The sequence below is a fragment of the Streptomyces sp. NPDC055140 genome, from assembly GCF_053607285.1.
This window is the reverse complement of the sequence record NZ_JBSGTG010000024.1, coordinates 74,074-91,116: the sequence shown is the minus strand read 5'-3', so window position 1 is coordinate 91,116 and position 17,043 is coordinate 74,074. Positions and strand designations below refer to the sequence as shown.

Sequence of the window (17,043 nt, the reverse complement as noted above, 5' to 3'; positions counted from 1 at the left end):
ATGGCGCGCCGCCGCCTGCGAGCGTTCCTGCACGGGCGCCCGCGCGCCCGGTCCCTGCGGACCACGTTCGCCGTGTCGTTCGCGGCCGTCGCGGCGGCCGTCACCGTCCTGGTCGGCTTCCTCTCCTACGACGCCGCGGCGCGCCTCGTCCGCGTCGACCAGCAGGCCGTGTTCGACGAGGTCGTCAGCGACCTGCGGCAGCAGGTGAAGGAGACCGAGCTCACCCCGTACGACTTCGCGTCGGGGGACCCGGACCACGACGGGCCGCGCGACGACCTGATCAGGCCGGCCCGTACGGATGTCCAGATCCTCGGGCCGGGCGGCCGGATAGTCGACCGCGGCAGCCCGCAGCTGCCGGTGAACGCGGCCGACCGGCGCACCGCCGACGAGGCGCACGCCGGCGTGACGGAGGAGGCCGACGGGGCGGAGGCGGGCGGGTCGCGGCGCGATGTGGAGATCGGCGGCGACGAGTACCGGTTGACGGCCGTGTCGCTGGGCGGCGGGCGCGGCGCGGTCCAGGTCGCGCAGGAGTTCAGCGACACGGAGGACCTGCTGCGTGAACTCCAGCAGCGCACGGGCCTGTTGGCCGGTTTCGTGATCATCGCGGCGGGACTCGTCGGCTGGTGGCTGGCGCGCCGGATCACGGGGCGCCTGGTCAGGCTGGCCGAGGCGGCGGAGGACGTGGCGGGCACGGGGCACCTCGATGTGCGGGTGCCGGTCACCGGCGGCGACGAGGTGGGCAGCCTGGGGCGCTCCTTCGACCGGATGCTGGGGCGGCTTGCGCGCTCCATGGAGGACCAGCGCCGCCTGGTGCAGGACGCCGGCCATGAACTGCGTACGCCGCTCACCTCGCTGCGTACGAACATCTCGCTGCTGCGCCGTATCGAGGACCTGCCCCCCGCCGCCCGCGAGGAGCTGATCGCCGACCTGGCGCAGGAGTCGCGTGAACTGACCGATCTGGTGAACGAGTTGGTGGAGCTGGCCGCGGGCAAGGAGGACGACGAGCCGGTCGTCGAGGTGGCGCTCGCCGAGACGGCCGAGGACACGGCGGTCCTCGCGCGCCGCCGCACGGGCCGCACGGTCACGGTGCGTTCGCGGGGCGACACGGTGATCCGGGGCCGCCCGGCCTCGCTCCAGCGCGCGGTGTCGAACCTGGTGGAGAACGCCGCCAAGTTCGACAGCGACGGGACGGAGCCGATCGAGATCGTGGTCACGGGAGGCCTCCCGGACGGAGTGCGCGTCGAGGTGCTCGACCGGGGTCCCGGCATCGCGGACTCGGACCTGGACCGGGTCTTCGACCGCTTCTACCGCGCGCCGGCCGCCCGCAGCCTGCCCGGATCCGGCCTCGGACTGTCGATCGTCCAGGAGGTCGCGGCGGCCCACGGGGGCGTGCCGTTCGCGAAGGGGCGAGTCGGCGGGGGAGCGGCGATCGGGTTCACGGTGCGGGGGGTGCCGGAGGAGCGGGACTGAAGCCGGCGGGCGTGGCGTGGGCGGTCAGGGCCAGACGAGGCAGTAGGCCTGGTGTCCCGCGTCGTGCAGTCGGTGGCTGAAGTCCTGCCATTCGTGGAGCAGTTGGTACACGTTGAACGCGTCGCGCGGGCCGCCGCGGTCCGGGACCGTCGACCAGATGAACGCCGCGGCGCCCACGGCCTCCTCGCCGACGCCGCGCAGCGGGTCGACGACCGTCATGGGCAGCTTCACGACCGCGTAGTCGGGGTGCAGGACGACCAGTTCCAGCGGGGGGACCTTGTGCAGAGGTATGCCCTCTATGCCGGTGAGGACCATCGCGGCCATCGTCTCCGGCTTGATCTTGGTGAACATGCCGCCCATGCCGAGCTCGTCACCGCCGAGCTCCTCGGGGCGCATCGAGATGGGGACACGGGCCGCCGTGGCACCGTCGGGCGCGCCGAAGTATTTGTACGTCACCCCCACCCGGCCACCATTCCTGCTCCCGGTCCCGCCCAGTGCCTGCCCGGCGTCCGCTTCTTCCGCCGGTGCCGCTGCCGCCTCCGCGTCGCGCCGGTGCTTTCCCCGCCGGGCACGCCGGGGGCCCAGATCGTCGGTCCCCTCGCCCAGTCCGCCACCGCGATGCATATCTCCACCCGACTGCTTTTCCAGGGCGCCTCGCCCCTTTTCTAGGCCGCGCGGCCACCACCGCGCAACCCGATCATCGTGTCAGTGACCTCCCCCACGGTCACTCGCCGAAACGTGCGGTGAAACACCTGCGCGGGCCGGGGAGCGAACCCCGCGCCGGCGTACAGCGTGAACTGTCCGCGAGCGGCCCGTCCCCCGGGAGTTTAGGTAGTCGGTTCCCGTCGTGGCCAGAGAAGCAGGGGATGAGCCGGGCTCCGCGGAGCCTGCCCGTACGCTGAGAGGCATGGCAGAGGCGAACAACATCCCCGGGTCCGCGGCGCCGCCGTCGGGCGCGACCGCACCGTACCCCTATGAAGCACCGGTCTCGCAGGGTCTCTTCGACCGTGCGGCCCTCGTGACGCCGGGCGGCGTGAACTCGCCCGTTCGCGCGTTCCGTGCCGTGGGCGGTACGCCCCGGTTCATGGTGTCCGGTACCGGTCCGTACCTCACGGATGCCGACGGTCGCGAGTACGTCGACCTCGTCTGCTCCTGGGGACCGATGATCCTCGGCCATTCCCGTCCCGAGGTGATCGCGGCCGTCCAGGACGCCGTCGCGCGCGGCACATCCTTCGGTACGCCGGGTGAGGGCGAGGTCGCCCTGGCCGAGGAGATCGTCGCGCGGATCGCGCCGGTCGAGCAGGTGCGGCTGGTGTCCAGCGGGACCGAGGCGACCATGTCCGCGATCCGGCTCGCCCGCGGGTTCACCGGGCGCGCCAAGGTGATCAAGTTCGCCGGCTGCTACCACGGGCACGTGGACGCGCTGCTCGCCGCCGCGGGTTCGGGGGTGGCGACCTTCGGGCTGCCGGACACCCCTGGTGTGACCGGCGCCCAGGCGGGCGACACCATCGTCGTCCCGTACAACGACCTCGAAGCCGTGCGGGCCGCGTTCGCCGCGAACGAGGGCCAGGTCGCCTGTGTCATCACCGAGGCGTCGCCGGGCAACATGGGCGTCGTGCCGCCGCTCGAAGGCTTCAACCAGGGCCTCGCGGACCTGTGCCGCGAGAACGGCGCGCTGTACATCTCCGACGAGGTCATGACCGGCTTCCGCACGTCGAAGGCCGGCTGGTACGGCATCGACGGGGTGGCACCCGACCTGATGACGTTCGGCAAGGTCATGGGCGGTGGCTTCCCGGCCGCCGCGTTCGGTGGCCGCGCGGACGTCATGGGGCACCTCGCCCCGGCGGGACCCGTCTACCAGGCGGGCACGCTGTCCGGGAACCCGATCGCGACGGCGGCCGGCGTCGCGCAGCTGCGGCTGCTCGACGACGCCGCGTACGCGAAGATCGACGCGGTCTCCGAGGAGCTGCGCACCCTGGTGGGCGCCGCGCTCACCAAGGAGGGCGTCGCGCACCGCGTGCAGAGCGCCTCGAACATGTTCTCCGTGTTCTTCACGGAGAACGAGGTGCGCAACTACGAGGACGCGAAGGCGCAGGAGTCCTTCCGCTTCACCGCGTTCTTCCACTCGATGCTGGCGCAGGGCGTCTATCTGCCGCCGTCGGCCTTCGAGTCCTGGTTCGTCTCCACTGCCCATGACGAGCGGGCGGTCGAGCGCATCGCCGCCGCGCTCCCCGGTGCCGCGCGCGCGGCTGCGGAGGCCACGCAAGCATGACCACTGCCGGCAAGTCCGACCAGGACATCACCGTCGTCCACGTGATGCGGCACGGAGAGGTGCACAACCCGGAGGGGATCCTGTACGGGCGACTGCCCGACTACCACCTCTCCGAGCTCGGCCGGCAGATGGCCGACCGGGTCGCCGAGCACCTGTCCTCGCGTGACGTGACCCATGTCGTGGCCTCGCCGCTGGACCGGGCGCAGGAGACGGCGACGCCGATCGCGAAGGCGCACGGGCTCGACCTGGCGACCGACGACCGGCTCATCGAGGCGGGCAATGTCTTCCAGGGCAAGACGTTCGGCGTCGGCGACGGCGCGCTGCGCAAGCCGGAGAACTGGAAGCACCTCGTCAACCCGTTCAAGCCGTCGTGGGGCGAGCCGTACGTCGAGCAGGTCGTGCGGATGATGGGCGCCCTCGACGCGGCGAAGGACGCGGCGCGGGGTCACGAGGCGGTGTGCGTCAGCCATCAGCTGCCGATCTGGATCGTGCGCAGCTTCGTGGAGAAGCGCCGCCTGTGGCACGACCCGCGCAAGCGGCAGTGCACGCTCGCCTCGCTCACGACGTTCACCTATCGCGGCGACAAGATCGTGTCCGTCGGCTATACGGAGCCCGCGCGCGATCTCGTGCCCGCCCATCTCCTCGCGGGCGCCAAGCCCGTGAAGGGGAAGGACAAGGCGTTCGGCGCGTAGCGCCTTCGATACTCGGCCCTCGGTGCTTCCGGGTATGGCCGTCGGCATTGCCCAACTTTGTTCTCCCTGCCGGAACCGCAGTGTTCGTCGCGCCCTCTAAGGGGGTGCCCGTCTCGTACGGGAACGGGGCGCGACGAATGGGGACCAGGGAATGCCGGACATCACACGAAGGGGACTGATCGGGCTCGGAGCGGGGGCGGCGGCGGCCGCCGCGCTCGCCGGGTGCGGTACCAGCAACGGGCAGGGCGGCGGGACGTCCGTGCCGCCGGGCGACAGGTCCGAGGGCGGGCCCGGTAAGCCCGACAAGCCCGCGGCCCGGCCGATCGGCGACGGCTCGACGTCGTACACCGGCAAGCAGCCGAACCAGCCGGGCAGGCCCGTCCCCCTCGAACCCGGCCAGCAGCCGCCGCAGTTCGTGATCTTTTCCTGGGACGGCGCGGGTGAGGTCGGCAACGGTCTCTTCCCGCGCTTCCTCGAACTGGCCGAGAACCACGGCGCGCACATGACGTTCTTCCTCTCCGGCATCTATCTGCTGCCGGAGTCGAAGAAGCGGCTGTACCGCCCGCCGAACAACGGGGTCGGTGCCTCCGACATCGGCTACCTCACCGACGCCCACATCAGGGAGACGCTGAAGTACGTCCGCCGGGCCTGGCTGGAAGGCCACGAGATCGGCACGCACTTCAACGGCCACTTCTGCGCGGGCACCGGCACCGTCGCCAACTGGACCCCGGCGCAATGGCGCAGCGAGATAGACCAGGCCAAGTCGTTCGTCAAGGAGTGGCGCACGAACACGGGCTGGCACGACCTGCCCTCGCTGCCCTTCGACTACGAGAAGGAACTCGCCGGCGGCCGCACGCCCTGTCTGCTCGGCCAGGACAACCTGCTGCCCACGGCCCGCGAGCTCGGCTGGCGCTACGACGCCTCGTCGCCGGGCGGCCGGCAGCGCTGGCCCTCCAAGCGGGGCGGGGTGTGGGATCTGCCGCTCCAGGCCGTGCCGTTCCCCGGGCGCAGCTTCGAGGTCCTCTCGATGGACTACAACATGCTGGCCAACCAGTCGGTGAACACCACCAGGGCGCCCGCCTACAACTACCCGCGCTGGCGCAAGCAGTCGGCCGAGGCCTACATAGCCGGCTTCAACCGGGCATACGAGACGAACCGGGCGCCCTTCTTCATAGGCAACCACTTCGAGGAGTGGAACGGCGGGATCTATATGGACTCCGTCGAAGAGGCGCTCAAGCACATCGCCGGCAAGAAGGACGTACGCCTCGTCTCCTTCCGGCAGTTCGTCGACTGGCTGGATGTCCAGGACCCGAAGGTCCTCGACAAGCTGCGCTCGCTCGATGTCGGAGTGCGCCCCGACGGCGGCTGGAACAGCTACCTCAAAGCCGCCGCGTGAGCATCGCGCCGCACCCTGAATGACCCCTCCTGAAATGGGGTTTTCCGTACGCAAGGGGGGTGCGGAAGATCCCCTAAACAGACATGCGAAACTTTTCACATGAGTGCCGACTGCCGCGTTTCCCCCCTCGCTGCATCCACGCGCCGTACCGCCCTCCTCGCCGCAGGAGCCGCGGTCGCTGCGCTGACGCTCTCCGCATGCAGCTCCGGCGGAACGTCCGGCGGTGGCAACAACACCAACTTCGTGACGAACTCCGGCGGCATCTCCACCGTCGACAAGGGTGACCGGCACGACGCGCCGAAGCTGGACGGCAAGGATCTGGAGGGCAAGGCCCTCGACCTCGCCGACTACAAGGGCAAGGTCATCGTGCTGAACGTGTGGGGCTCCTGGTGCCCGCCGTGCCGCGCCGAGGCCAACTACTTCGCCAAGGTCGCGAACGAGACCAAGGGCAAGGACGTCCAGTTCATCGGGATCAACACCCGTGATCCGCAGACCGAACCGGCCCTCCAGTTCGAGAAGGACCACAACATCCCGTACCCGAGCTTCTACGACCCCTCGGGCAAGCTGATGCTGCGGTTCGAGAAGGGCACCCTCAACCCGCAGTCCATCCCGTCCACGCTCGTCATCGACCGCGACGGCAAGATCGCCGCCCGCTCGCTGCGCGCGCTCAGCGAGGACAAGCTGCGCAAGATGGTCGACCCCGTGATCGCGGAGAAGTGAGCGACGGTGCACGCCACGCTCACCGCTCTCGCCGCTGAAGGCGGAGTGAGCAGCACCGTCGAGAACGGTGCGCTCCTTCTCGCTCTGCCGATCGCCGTGCTCGGCGGTCTCCTCTCGTTCTTCTCGCCCTGCGTCCTGCCTCTCGTGCCCGGCTATCTGTCGTACGTGACGGGCGTCAGCGGCACCGACCTGGCCGACGCACGGCGGGGCCGGATGGCCCTGGGCGCCGGACTCTTCGTCCTCGGCTTCACCGCCGTCTTCGTCTCCGGCGGGGCCCTCTTCGGCTACTTCGGCGAGACGCTCCAGGAGTACCAGGACACCCTCACCAAGATCCTCGGTGTCCTGATGGTCCTCATGGGGATCTTCTTCATGGGCATGATGCCCTGGCTCACCCAGCGCGAATTCCGCTTCCACAAGCGGCCGGTGACCGGGCTGATCGGCGCTCCGGTGCTCGGCGCCCTGTTCGGAATCGGCTGGACCCCCTGCATCGGGCCGACGCTCGCCTCCGTGACCGCCCTGTCGTTCAACGAGGCGAGCGCGGGGCGCGGGGCCATACTGACCGTTGCGTACTGCGCCGGGCTCGGTGTCCCCTTCGTGCTCGCCGCGGTCGCCTTCCGCAAGGCGCTCGGCGCCTTCGGCTGGGTCAAGAAGCACTACGCCTGGGTGATGCGGATCGGCGGCATCATGATGATCTTTACCGGAGTGCTGCTGCTCACAGGAGCCTGGGACACCCTCGTCCAGCAGATGCAGACCTGGTCCAACGGCTTCACGGTGGGAATCTGATTCATGAGCACGACTGAATCCGGCAAGACCGGCGAGGTGAGCGGCGACGAACTCGGCGCGGCCGGCTCGCACCTGTCCACCGCTCCGCAGGAGGACCGCGGCCCGACCCTGCCCCGGCTGGGTGTCATCGGCTGGATCCGCTGGTTCTGGCGGCAGCTCACCTCGATGCGCGTCGCACTGATCCTGCTCTTCATGCTCTCGCTCGGGGCGATCCCCGGCTCGCTGATCCCGCAGTCCGGGGTCGACGAGATGAAGGTGCAGACGTTCAAGGACGCGCACACGACGGTCGCGCCGGTCTACGACAAGCTGGGCCTGTTCCACGTCTACAGCTCGGTGTGGTTCTCCGCGATCTACATCCTGCTGTTCATCTCCCTCATCGGCTGCATCGTCCCGCGCACCTGGCAGTTCGTCGGGCAGCTCCGCGGCCGCGCCCCGGGCGCCCCCAAGCGCTTCACGCATCTGCCCGCGTCCGCGACCTGGCGCACCGACGCCGAGCCGGAGCAGGTCCGCGCGGCGGCCCTCGAAATCCTCCGCAAGCGCCGCTTCCGCGCCCACATCGCCGGTGACGCCGTCGCCTCCGAGAAGGGCTATCTGCGCGAGGCCGGCAACCTGATCTTCCACATCGCGCTGATCGTGATGCTGATCGCCTTCGCCTGGGGCCAGCTCTTCAAGTCCGAGGGCGGCAAGCTGATGGTCGAGGGCGACGGAGGCTTCTCCAACGCCCTGCCGATGTACGACGACTTCAAGTCGGGCAACCTCTTCAACTCCGACACCGACCTGACGCCGTTCAGCTTCCAGCTCGACAAGTTCGACGGGACGTACGAGCGCAACGGGCCGAACAAGGGGAGCCCGCGCGTCTACCGCGCCAACGTGACCTACAGCGTCGGCGCGACCGGCAAGGAGCAGAAGACCGCGATCCAGGTCAATGACCCGCTCGAGATCGACGGCACCAAGGTCTACCTCAACGGCCACGGCTACGCGCCCACCGTCACCGTCCGGGACGGCCGCGGCAAGATCGTCTCCCGGCAGGCCGTGCCGCTGCTGCCCATCGACTCGAATGTCACGTCCACCGGTGCCATCAAGATCATGGACGGCTACCGCGACAAGAACGGCAAGCGGGAACAGCTCGGCTTCAACGCCTTCTTCGTGCCGACCTTCGCGGGGTCCGGGAAGGGCAACATGTTCTCCCAGTTCCCCGCGCTCGACTACCCCGTCCTCGCGCTGTCCGCGTACCACGGAAGCCTGGGCGTCGACTCCGGCATCCCGCAGAACGTGTACCAACTGGACACCTCCAAGATGAAGAAGTTCACGGACTCGAAGGGGGAGCTGCTCAAGACGCGGCTGCGGCCCGGCGAGACCATGAAGCTTCCGAACGGTGCCGGGTCGATCACGTTCGACAAGGACATCAAGCAGTGGGCGAGCTTCCAGATCACCCACCAGCCCGGCGACGGCTGGGCCCTCGCCGGAGCCCTCGCCGCCATCGCGGGCCTCGCAGGCTCCCTGTTCATCCAGCGCCGCCGCGTCTGGGTCCGGGCGACCCCCGGAGCCGACGGAGTCACCGTCGTCGAGATGGGCGGTCTCGGCCGCAGTGAGTCCTCGAAGGTGGCCGAAGAACTCGGCGACCTGGCCGCACACCTCCACGAACAGGCGCCCAGCGCCGCCGATCCCCAACCTGCTGTTCCTGCCGAAGGGGCTGAGAAGTGAATCTCGCCGCCGCAACCAACGAGAATCTCGCGCACATCAGCAATGTGCTGATCTACTCGTCGATGGCCGTGTACCTCCTGGCCTTCTTCGCGCACACGGCCGAGTGGCTCTTCGGCAGCCGCAGCAAGGTCGGCCGCACCGCCGCCGCGCTGACGCAGAAGGCCACCGCGCAGGCCGCGGCCGGCCCCGTGAAGGTGCAGGTCAAGGAGAAGAACGGCGGCACCGCCGTCCTGGAGCGGCCCAGCGTCGTGACGCGCTCCGTCTCCGGCACACGTGACGTGCCGGACGGCCCCGGCGCCTCCGGCGGCGACGAGCAGGGCGACCTCTACGGCCGTATCGCGGTGTCCCTCACCGTGCTCGCGTTCCTCGTCGAGGCGAGTGGTGTTCTCACCCGCGCGCTCTCCGTGCAGCGCGCGCCGTGGGGCAACATGTACGAGTTCAACATCACCTTCTCCACCGTCGCCGTCGCTGTGTACCTCGGCCTCATGCTGGCGAAGAAGAACATCGGCTGGCTCGGCCTCCCGCTGGTCACCACGGTCCTCCTCGACCTCGGCCTCGCTGTCACTGTCTTGTACACCGCCAGCGACCAGTTGGTTCCCGCCCTTCACTCGTACTGGCTGTACATCCACGTCTCCACCGCGATCTTCTGCGGCGCGGTGTTCTACGTAGGCGCGGTCAGCACGCTGCTCTACCTCTTCCGCGACGCGTACGAGAACAAGCTGGCGAACGGCGGCAAGCCCGGGAAGTTCGCGACCTCCGTCATGGAGCGCCTGCCCGCCGCGGCCTCGCTCGACAAGTTCTCCTACCGCGTGAACGCGGCCGTCTTCCCGCTGTGGACGTTCACGATCATCGCGGGCGCGATCTGGGCCGGCGACGCCTGGGGCCGCTACTGGGGCTGGGACCCCAAGGAGACCTGGTCGTTCATCACCTGGGTCGCCTACGCCTGCTACCTGCACGCACGCGCGACCGCCGGATGGAAGGGCCGCAAGGCCGCCTACCTGGCCCTCATCGCGTTCGCCTGCTGGCTGTTCAACTACTACGGCGTAAATATCTTCGTCACCGGCAAGCATTCCTACGCCGGCGTCTGACACCGCGACAGCCACCGACGGCCGATCCTTTGTGACGCGAGTCACAAGAGGTCGGCCGTCGGCGTATGGGCGGGCGGGGCGGGGCACGGATCCCGGCGCCCAAGGGTGCGCGAAGCGCACGGGCGCGCCAGCCTGGAGGTATGACCGAATCCAGCCACCCCACCGAGCCCGCGGCACCCGCCACACCCGTCGCGCCCGGCACGAGCCGGACCGAGGGTCACACCCACGCCCTGCACTTCACGATCCCTCTACCGCACCCTGTGGAGGAGGTCTGGGCGGCGGTGGCCACCCCGGAGGGTCTGCCGGGGTGGCTGGCCGCCGCCGATGTGCTCGAACCACGGCTCGGCGGGGCGGTCACGCTGCGGTGGCTCAACAACGGGCAGGCCCACCCGGGCCGCGTCACCGCGTGGGACGGCGAACGCGTCGCCGAGTACACGCTCGAAGGCCCGCACGGCCGCATGCGTTTCCACCTGGAGCCGACGGCCCCCGACGCGACGACCCTGCGGTTCACCGGCGAGATCGAGGGCGACGACGCGGCGCGCCTGGACCACCTGGCCGCCTGGCACGACCACTTCGAGCACCTGGCCGCCGCGCTCGACGGGCGCCCGATGGACGAGCGGGCCTGGGCGGCCTGGACCCCGGACCGCCGGCGGCAGCTCCGGGACAGCTACCTCAAGACCCCACAGTGATCAAGCTCCACAACGATCAAGGCGCCACCACGACCAAGGCTCAAGGCTCCACCGTGATGGCGTCCAGCTTCGCCCGCAGATACGTGTGCGAGTCGACGGGCTCGTACGCGACCCGGCCCTTCGGGGCGGGGACGGACTCGACGCTCGTGCGCGGGTCGCACTCGTAGAAGTAGACGAGCGACATCAGCTCCTCGGCGGGCAGGTCCGCCGGGGGCGGCAGGACGCGGTGCCGGCCGGAGCGCCAGCGGTCGCCGGTCCAACGCGCCATCAGGTCACCCACGTTGATGGTGAACGCGTCCGGGTCGAACGGCGCGTCCTCCCAGCCGCCCTCGTCGGTGTAGACCTGGAGCCCGCCCTTGCCCGCCTGCCGGTCCAGGACCGTGACGGTCCCGAAGTCGGTGTGCGGGCCGATGCGGAACTGGCCCTCCTCGGGCTCGCCGACGACGTCCGTGCCCGGGTACCAGTTGATGTTGAAGCCCCAAGTGGGGTGCGTGGTGTGCCGGGTGAAGAAGTCCGGCTCCTCGCCGAGCGCGACCGCGAGGAGTTCGAGCAGCAGGTCGGACAGCTCCCGCATCCGCCCCAGATACGCCTCGACGAGCGCGCGCAGCTCGGGCGTCTCGGCGGGCCAGGTGTTGGGCAGGAACCACTCCGCGTCGATCTCCGCGTCGCCGGTGGGCAGTTCGGAGGCGTACGACAGGGACTCCTTCAGGTCGGGCGGGGTCTCGGTGCCCTCCGCGTAGCCGTTCGCCTCGGCGCCGGGGCCCAGCCAGCCCCGTCCGCCCACCTTCACGGCGTACGGCTCCTTCACCGCGGACGGCAGCCGGAAGAAGTCACGCGCCGCCTCCCGGATCCGGGCACGCAGGCCCGGGTCCACGCCGTGCCCGGTGACCAGCAGGAACCCGGCGGTCCGCAGCGCCTCGTCGACGGTTCGGGCGATCTCGGCGCGCACGTCCGGGCCGCCGGAGAGCCAGGGCCGCAGATCGATCGTGGGGATACGGGGCTGCGGCGCGGAGGGTTCGGTCATGCCCCCACTGTGGACGCGGCCCAGCACCTGGGCAACGGCGCCTGACCCGGACGGACGCGAGCGCTAATCGCCGATGTCCTCGTTCCACAGCTCGGGCCGGGCCGCGATGAACTCCTCCATCATGGCGACGCACTCGGGGTCGTCGAGCAGCACGATCTCCACGCCGTGCTCGGCCAGCCAGTCGTGGCCGCCGTGGAACGTCCGCGCCTCACCGACGACGACCCGCGAGATCCCGAACTGCCGCACCAGACCGGAGCAGTACCAGCACGGCGAGAGCGTCGTCACCATCGTCGTGCCCTTGTACGAGCGCTGCCGGCCCGCGTCGCGGAAGGCGTCCGTCTCGCCGTGCGCGGACGGATCCCCGTCCTGCACACGGCGGTTGTGCCCGCGCCCGAGGACCTTCCCGTCCGCCGAGTAGAGGGCCGCGCCGATCGGGATGCCGCCCTCGGCGAGCCCGGCCCGCGCCTCCTCGACGGCCGTGGCCAGCCAGGTCCGCGCCAGCTCGGCGGCGAAGGCGTTCACGCCTGCTCGCCGCCCTGCTCGCGCTCGCGCTTCTTGAGCTCCTCCTCGCGGCGGCGCAGATCGGCCTCCCAGTCCTTGAGGAGCGACTCGTCCTTCTTGTTCTCCTCGCGCAGGGAGTGCAGGAACTCGGGGTTGTCGTCGGGCGCGACCCACTGTGTGCGGTGGCTGCGGTGCCACTCGGACGGTGTCGAGCCACCCGTGGGCGCGTGCCGGCGCCTGCCCGCGACGAGCCAGGCGATCGGGCCGACGAGCACCTCGCCGAAGAGCAGGATGATGATGACCCACACGACCTTCGGCAGGCCCCTGACCTCCTCCTCCGGAGTGTTCAGGCAGTCGATGAAGGCGTAGATCCACAACGCCAGTACCAGCAGGAACGGCAAGTAGCGGAGCATGGTGTCGCGATCCCCCAAGGAGCGGCATGGGGACGACGGAGGCCCCCGGTGACCGGGTCAGGGTAGCGGGTGGCCGTCATCCCGGTGATCCCCGTTCTGGGCGGGGTGGTCGTCGAGCAGTCCGGACGTCGCCGCGTTGTAGCCCGCCTGGAAACGGCTGTTCGCCGCCAGCTCCTCGGTGAGTTGCGAGATGTGGCGGCGGCAGGTGCGCACCGACATGGCGAGCTTGCGGGCGATCGTCTCGTCCTTGTGTCCCTGCGCCATCAGCCGCAGGATCGACCGCTTGAGATCGTCCGTGAGGGAAGGGCCCGGCGGCGCGTCCGGCTCGAACGAAGTCGCCCCGTCCCACAGATGCTCGAAGACGGAACAGATGAAGGCGACCAGGGCGGGTTCTCGCACGACGACCGCGGCGGGCGGGCGGGCGGCCTTGCGCCGGTCCGCGATGAAGACCGTCTCCCGGTCGTAGATGAGGATGCGCTCGATGACTCGGTCGGCGGTGCGGACCTCGGCGCCCGCCGCCGTCACGTCGCGCACGTAGGCGCGGGTGGCGAGATCCCCGCGCGCGGTGTGCTGGTAGAGGCTGCGGATGCGCACGCCGCGCTCCAGCATGGCGAGCGCGCTGTTGCGGGCGCGGCCGAGCACCGACGGGGGCCGTGCCCCGCCGGGCTGCACGGCGAGGAACTCGCTGCGGCAGCGCGCACTCAGCCCGTTGAGCACCGACTGCACGGTGCCGCCGTCCTCGAGCAGGTCGAAGGCCTCGTGCCGATTGCGTAGCCTGCGCCCTTCGAAGTAGGCGGGCGTCAGCGAAAGCAGCCTTCCGCGTACGTCGGTGACGGCGTCCTGCAGCTCCCGTATCTGCCGCTCCGTGGTGCCGACGAGATCGGCGGCGGCCGCGTCCGGGCCGACGGGGACCAGGGTCCGCGGGTCGCCGGGCGCGGGCCGCAGCAGCCGAAGACGCGTCAACACCCCTTCAGCAGTGCCGACTTCGTCCTCCGAGAGTCCGAGGACGTCGGCGATGTCCGCCCGGTCGAACCGTCCCGCGGCGGCCGCGTGCCCGTACGCGGCGGCGCTGACGTCGTCGAGTACGTCGAAGCCCGCACCGTCTGCCCCGGGAGCATCACGCGGGGCACCGGAGGAGCCGGCGGGATTAGTTGCCATGCAACTTCACGTCATCGGCCGGAGCTTGGCGGTGCGGCTTGCCGGGGACATGATCGACATGGTTGCCGGGAGCGGGGTCCATGACGCCGCTCTTGGGCTGTTGTTTACCCACCACCGGCTTCAGGGGGACCATCGTGAACCGTTACCTCATCAGCTTCGCCCCATGGATCGTCTACGCCTTCATCGCGACGAGCGACGACTGGCGCAGCGGCGCCGAGTGGGGCCTCGCGATCGCCTGCGTAGTGATCATCCACGACCGCCGCTCGGGCAAGGCCTGGGACGAGATGGTCATCGAGCTGAGTGCGGCCGTGTTCTTCGCGGGCATCACGCTCCTCTCGTACGCACGTCCCGACTCGGCCCTCATTCCCTACGGCCCGGCGCTCGTCGACGCCTGGCTCGCCCTGACGGCGCTCGGCTCGCTGGCCGTCCACAAGCCCTTCACGCTGGGCATCGCCCGCCGTATCGCGCCGGAGCACGTCTGGAAGACCCCGGCGTTCTTCCGCACCAACGCCGTCATCACCTGGGTGTGGGCTGTGTCCTTCGCCGTCGCAGCCGGCGCGCTCGCGCTCCTCATCCACGCCGACCCGAGGGCGACGGCCGCAGCGATCGCGATCAAGGTGGTCACCTTCGTCCTGCCGGTGATGTTCACGATGCGCTACCCGGTGATCGTCGCGAGCCGCAGGGAGCGGGCCGCGGCGGACGGCTGAAGGGGGGAAGCCCCGGTGAAGATCCGCTGGGGAGGATGCCAAACTGGCACGCATGGCTTACGACGATCTTCGCTCCCTCCTGCGGGCGCTGGAGCGCGAGGGTGACCTCAAGCGCATCAAGGCCGAGGTCGACCCCTATCTCGAGGTCGGTGAGATCGTCGACCGGGTGCAGAAGTCCGGCGGCCCCGCTCTCCTCTTCGAGAACGTGCGCGGCTCCTCGATGCCCCTCGCGATGAATGTGTACGGGACCGACCGGCGCCTGCTGAAGGCGCTCGGTCTGAAGTCCTACGAGGAGATCAGCGACAAGATCGGCGGCCTGCTGCGCCCCGAGCTGCCGCACGGCTTCGTGGGGGTGCGCGAGGCGTTCGGCAAGCTCGGCTCGATGGTCCACGTGCCGCCGAAGAAGGTGAAGGACGCGCCGGTGCAGGAGGTCGTCCTGCGCGGCGACGACGTGGACCTGGACCAGCTCCCGGCCCTGTTCACCTGGCCCGAGGACGGCGGCTCGTTCTTCAACCTCGGCCTGACGCACACCAAGGACCCCGAGAGCGGCATCCGCAACCTCGGGCTCTACCGGCTCCAGCGCCACGACCGGCGCACCATCGGTATGCACTGGCAGATCCACAAGGACAGCCGCAACCACTACCAGGTGGCCGCCAGGAAGGGCGAGAAGCTGCCGGTCGCGATCGCCTTCGGCTGCCCGCCCGCCGTGACGTACGCGTCGACGGCGCCGCTGCCCGGGGACATCGACGAGTACCTCTTCGCCGGGTTCATCCAGGGCAAGCGGATCGAGATGGTCGACTGCAAGACGGTGCCGCTCCAGGTGCCGGCGAACGCCGAGGTCGTCCTCGAGGGGTGGCTGGAGCCCGGGGAGATGCTCCCCGAGGGCCCGTTCGGCGACCACACCGGCTTCTACACGCCGCAGGAACCCTTCCCCGCGCTGACGATCGACTGCGTGACGATGCGCAAGCGCCCGCTGCTCCAGTCGATCGTGGTGGGGCGCCCGCCGACGGAGGACGGCCCCCTCGGCCGGGCCACGGAGCGCTTCTTCCTGCCACTCCTCAAGATCATCGTGCCGGACATCGTGGACTACCACCTGCCCGAGTCGGGCGGATTCCACAACTGCGCGATCGTCTCGATCGACAAGAAGTACCCGAAACACGCGCAGAAGGTGATGCACGCCGTGTGGGGCGCGCACATGATGTCGCTGACCAAGCTGATCGTGGTCGTCGACTCGGACTGCGACGTGCACGACCTGCACGAGGTCGCGTGGCGGGCGCTCGGCAACACGGACTACGCCCGTGATCTGACCGTCGCCGAGGGCCCCGTCGACCACCTCGACCACGCGTCGTACCAGCAGTTCTGGGGCGGCAAGGCGGGCATCGACGCGACGAAGAAGTGGCCCGAGGAGGGCTACACGCGGGACGGCGGCTGGCCCGAGATGGTGCTGTCCGACCCGCAGACGGCGGCGACGGTCGACCGCCGCTGGAAGGAGTACGGCCTGTGACCAGCGCTTCCGCCGCGATCCCGCAGCCGGGCCGGACCAAGGCGTTCCTGCGCCTCGTCATGATCGAGCACTCGGTGTTCGCGCTGCCCTTCGCGTACATCGCCGCGCTCACCGCGATGTTCCAGATGGACAGGAACATCCACTGGTGGCGACTGCTGCTCGTGACGATCGCGATGGTCGGCCTGCGCACGTTCGCGATGGCCGTGAACCGGATCATCGACCGCGAGATCGACGCCCGTAACCCGAGGACCGCCCACCGCGAACTCGTCACGGGCGCGATGTCGGTGAAGTCCGCCTGGACCGGCGCGCTCATCGCGCTCGTCGTCTTCCTCGGCACGGCCGCTCTGCTCAACCCGCTGTGCCTGGCGCTCGCGCCCATCGCGGTGATCCCGATGGTCGTCTATCCGTACGGCAAGCGGTTCACGAACTTCCCGCAGGCCATCCTGGGTCTCGCCCAGGCGATGGGCCCGGTCGGCGCCTGGCTCGCGATCACCGGCGAGTGGTCGTGGGACGCGGTGATCCTCGGGCTCGCGGTCGGCATCTGGATCGGCGGTTTCGACCTCATCTACGCCTGCCAGGACGTGGAGACCGACCGCGAGGTCGGCGTGATGTCGGTACCGGCCCGCTTCGGAGTCCCGGCGGCGATCTGGGGAGCGCGCGGCTGCCACACGCTCACCACGGCGCTGTTCGTCTGGTACGCCCTCGCCACGGACGCGAGCGCGTTCTTCTGGCTCGGCCTCGTCATCGTCGCGGGCGCCTTCGTCTACGAGCACACGATCGTGCGGCCGCGCGACCTGTCCCGGCTCAACCGGGCCTTCTTCCAGGTCAACAGCTTCATCGGGATCGCCCTGTTCGCGTGTGCGCTGCTCGACCTCCTCGTGCGCGGCCTGACTGTCTGACCGCGGCCGGGTGCCGGATAGGC

Annotated in this window: 17 protein-coding genes; 12 read left to right on the top strand and 5 right to left on the bottom strand. The window is 70.0% G+C overall.

The window, feature by feature from the left end; genetic code table 11:
- Window positions 1-1,470 carry a HAMP domain-containing sensor histidine kinase gene (locus ACWFR4_RS35360; RefSeq protein ID WP_453460649.1) on the top strand — a complete coding sequence of 490 codons (1,470 nt, stop codon included), beginning with the start codon at window positions 1-3 and terminating at the stop codon, window positions 1,468-1,470.
- Window positions 1,471-1,494: 24 nt separating this feature from the next.
- On the opposite strand, the gene ACWFR4_RS35355 is transcribed toward ACWFR4_RS35360, so the two are convergent.
- Window positions 1,495-2,094: a hypothetical protein gene (locus ACWFR4_RS35355; protein ID WP_383997028.1), complete on the bottom strand. Its 600-nt coding sequence runs from the start codon at window positions 2,092-2,094 to the stop codon at window positions 1,495-1,497.
- A gap of 283 nt (window positions 2,095-2,377) precedes the next feature.
- Here ACWFR4_RS35355 and hemL point away from each other — a divergent pair, with 283 nt between their 5' ends.
- The 8 genes from hemL to ACWFR4_RS35315 all read left to right on the top strand — a co-directional run bounded on the left by hemL (window position 2,378) and on the right by ACWFR4_RS35315 (window position 10,814).
- Window positions 2,378-3,742, top strand: coding sequence for a glutamate-1-semialdehyde 2,1-aminomutase (gene hemL, locus ACWFR4_RS35350; protein ID WP_453656028.1), 1,365 nt, complete (start codon window positions 2,378-2,380; stop codon window positions 3,740-3,742).
- Complete coding sequence (locus ACWFR4_RS35345) at window positions 3,739-4,434, top strand: histidine phosphatase family protein (protein WP_100597987.1); 696 nt, start codon at window positions 3,739-3,741, stop codon at window positions 4,432-4,434. The genes hemL and ACWFR4_RS35345 overlap by 4 nt, the downstream gene beginning before the upstream one ends.
- Window positions 4,435-4,585: 151 nt before the next feature.
- Entirely contained in the window at window positions 4,586-5,830 is a 1,245-nt protein-coding gene (locus ACWFR4_RS35340; protein ID WP_453656027.1) for a hypothetical protein, read from the top strand.
- A gap of 99 nt (window positions 5,831-5,929) precedes the next feature.
- Window positions 5,930-6,550, top strand: coding sequence for a TlpA family protein disulfide reductase (locus tag ACWFR4_RS35335; RefSeq protein ID WP_453460658.1), 621 nt, complete (start codon window positions 5,930-5,932; stop codon window positions 6,548-6,550).
- Window positions 6,551-6,556: 6 nt separating this feature from the next.
- The gene (locus ACWFR4_RS35330) at window positions 6,557-7,333 is read left to right on the top strand and encodes a cytochrome c biogenesis CcdA family protein (protein WP_453460661.1); all 777 of its coding nucleotides are present in this window, start codon (window positions 6,557-6,559) and stop codon (window positions 7,331-7,333) included.
- Window positions 7,334-7,336: 3 nt separating this feature from the next.
- Entirely contained in the window at window positions 7,337-9,037 is a 1,701-nt protein-coding gene (gene resB, locus ACWFR4_RS35325) for a cytochrome c biogenesis protein ResB (protein WP_355888998.1), read from the top strand.
- The gene (gene ccsB / locus ACWFR4_RS35320; RefSeq protein ID WP_453656026.1) at window positions 9,034-10,125 is read left to right on the top strand and encodes a c-type cytochrome biogenesis protein CcsB; all 1,092 of its coding nucleotides are present in this window, start codon (window positions 9,034-9,036) and stop codon (window positions 10,123-10,125) included. Before resB ends, ccsB begins: the two co-directional genes overlap by 4 nt.
- A 140-nt stretch (window positions 10,126-10,265) precedes the next feature.
- Window positions 10,266-10,814 carry an SRPBCC domain-containing protein gene (locus ACWFR4_RS35315; protein ID WP_453460667.1) on the top strand — a complete coding sequence of 183 codons (549 nt, stop codon included), beginning with the start codon at window positions 10,266-10,268 and terminating at the stop codon, window positions 10,812-10,814.
- 40 nt (window positions 10,815-10,854) lie between these two features.
- Here ACWFR4_RS35315 and ACWFR4_RS35310 read toward each other — a convergent pair whose 3' ends face one another.
- The 4 genes from ACWFR4_RS35310 to ACWFR4_RS35295 form a co-directional block, all read right to left on the bottom strand.
- Window positions 10,855-11,838, bottom strand: a complete 984-nt coding sequence (locus ACWFR4_RS35310; protein WP_453656025.1) for an isopenicillin N synthase family dioxygenase — start codon at window positions 11,836-11,838, stop codon at window positions 10,855-10,857.
- 63 nt (window positions 11,839-11,901) lie between these two features.
- A complete protein-coding gene (locus ACWFR4_RS35305) occupies window positions 11,902-12,360 on the bottom strand; it encodes a nucleoside deaminase (RefSeq protein WP_453460673.1) in 459 nt (152 codons plus the stop codon).
- Window positions 12,357-12,752 carry a PLD nuclease N-terminal domain-containing protein gene (locus ACWFR4_RS35300; RefSeq protein WP_453460676.1) on the bottom strand — a complete coding sequence of 132 codons (396 nt, stop codon included), beginning with the start codon at window positions 12,750-12,752 and terminating at the stop codon, window positions 12,357-12,359. The genes ACWFR4_RS35305 and ACWFR4_RS35300 overlap by 4 nt, the downstream gene beginning before the upstream one ends.
- Window positions 12,753-12,809: 57 nt before the next feature.
- The gene (locus tag ACWFR4_RS35295) at window positions 12,810-13,910 is read right to left on the bottom strand and encodes a helix-turn-helix transcriptional regulator (protein ID WP_453460679.1); all 1,101 of its coding nucleotides are present in this window, start codon (window positions 13,908-13,910) and stop codon (window positions 12,810-12,812) included.
- A gap of 134 nt (window positions 13,911-14,044) precedes the next feature.
- Here ACWFR4_RS35295 and ACWFR4_RS35290 point away from each other — a divergent pair, with 134 nt between their 5' ends.
- Genes ACWFR4_RS35290 through mqnP form a run of 3 tightly spaced genes read left to right on the top strand, consistent with a single transcriptional unit; the run spans window position 14,045 to window position 17,020 of the window.
- A complete protein-coding gene (locus ACWFR4_RS35290; RefSeq protein ID WP_453460682.1) occupies window positions 14,045-14,617 on the top strand; it encodes a hypothetical protein in 573 nt (190 codons plus the stop codon).
- A 52-nt stretch (window positions 14,618-14,669) separates the two neighbouring features.
- Entirely contained in the window at window positions 14,670-16,121 is a 1,452-nt protein-coding gene (locus ACWFR4_RS35285) for a menaquinone biosynthesis decarboxylase (RefSeq protein WP_100597997.1), read from the top strand.
- Window positions 16,118-17,020: a menaquinone biosynthesis prenyltransferase MqnP gene (gene mqnP / locus ACWFR4_RS35280; protein ID WP_453656024.1), complete on the top strand. Its 903-nt coding sequence runs from the start codon at window positions 16,118-16,120 to the stop codon at window positions 17,018-17,020. The genes ACWFR4_RS35285 and mqnP overlap by 4 nt, the downstream gene beginning before the upstream one ends.
- The last annotated feature ends 23 nt before the right edge of the window (window positions 17,021-17,043 follow it).

Coding starts and splice junctions, on each gene's coding strand:
- ACWFR4_RS35360 (WP_453460649.1), top strand. CDS start 1: ATGGCGCGCCGCCGCCTGCGAGCGTTCCTGCACGGGCGCCCGCGCGCC.
- ACWFR4_RS35355 (WP_383997028.1), bottom strand. CDS start 2,094: ATGCATCGCGGTGGCGGACTGGGCGAGGGGACCGACGATCTGGGCCCC.
- hemL (WP_453656028.1), top strand. CDS start 2,378: ATGGCAGAGGCGAACAACATCCCCGGGTCCGCGGCGCCGCCGTCGGGC.
- ACWFR4_RS35345 (WP_100597987.1), top strand. CDS start 3,739: ATGACCACTGCCGGCAAGTCCGACCAGGACATCACCGTCGTCCACGTG.
- ACWFR4_RS35340 (WP_453656027.1), top strand. CDS start 4,586: ATGCCGGACATCACACGAAGGGGACTGATCGGGCTCGGAGCGGGGGCG.
- ACWFR4_RS35335 (WP_453460658.1), top strand. CDS start 5,930: ATGAGTGCCGACTGCCGCGTTTCCCCCCTCGCTGCATCCACGCGCCGT.
- resB (WP_355888998.1), top strand. CDS start 7,337: ATGAGCACGACTGAATCCGGCAAGACCGGCGAGGTGAGCGGCGACGAA.
- ACWFR4_RS35315 (WP_453460667.1), top strand. CDS start 10,266: ATGACCGAATCCAGCCACCCCACCGAGCCCGCGGCACCCGCCACACCC.
- ACWFR4_RS35310 (WP_453656025.1), bottom strand. CDS start 11,838: ATGACCGAACCCTCCGCGCCGCAGCCCCGTATCCCCACGATCGATCTG.
- ACWFR4_RS35300 (WP_453460676.1), bottom strand. CDS start 12,752: ATGCTCCGCTACTTGCCGTTCCTGCTGGTACTGGCGTTGTGGATCTAC.
- ACWFR4_RS35295 (WP_453460679.1), bottom strand. CDS start 13,910: ATGGCAACTAATCCCGCCGGCTCCTCCGGTGCCCCGCGTGATGCTCCC.
- ACWFR4_RS35285 (WP_100597997.1), top strand. CDS start 14,670: ATGGCTTACGACGATCTTCGCTCCCTCCTGCGGGCGCTGGAGCGCGAG.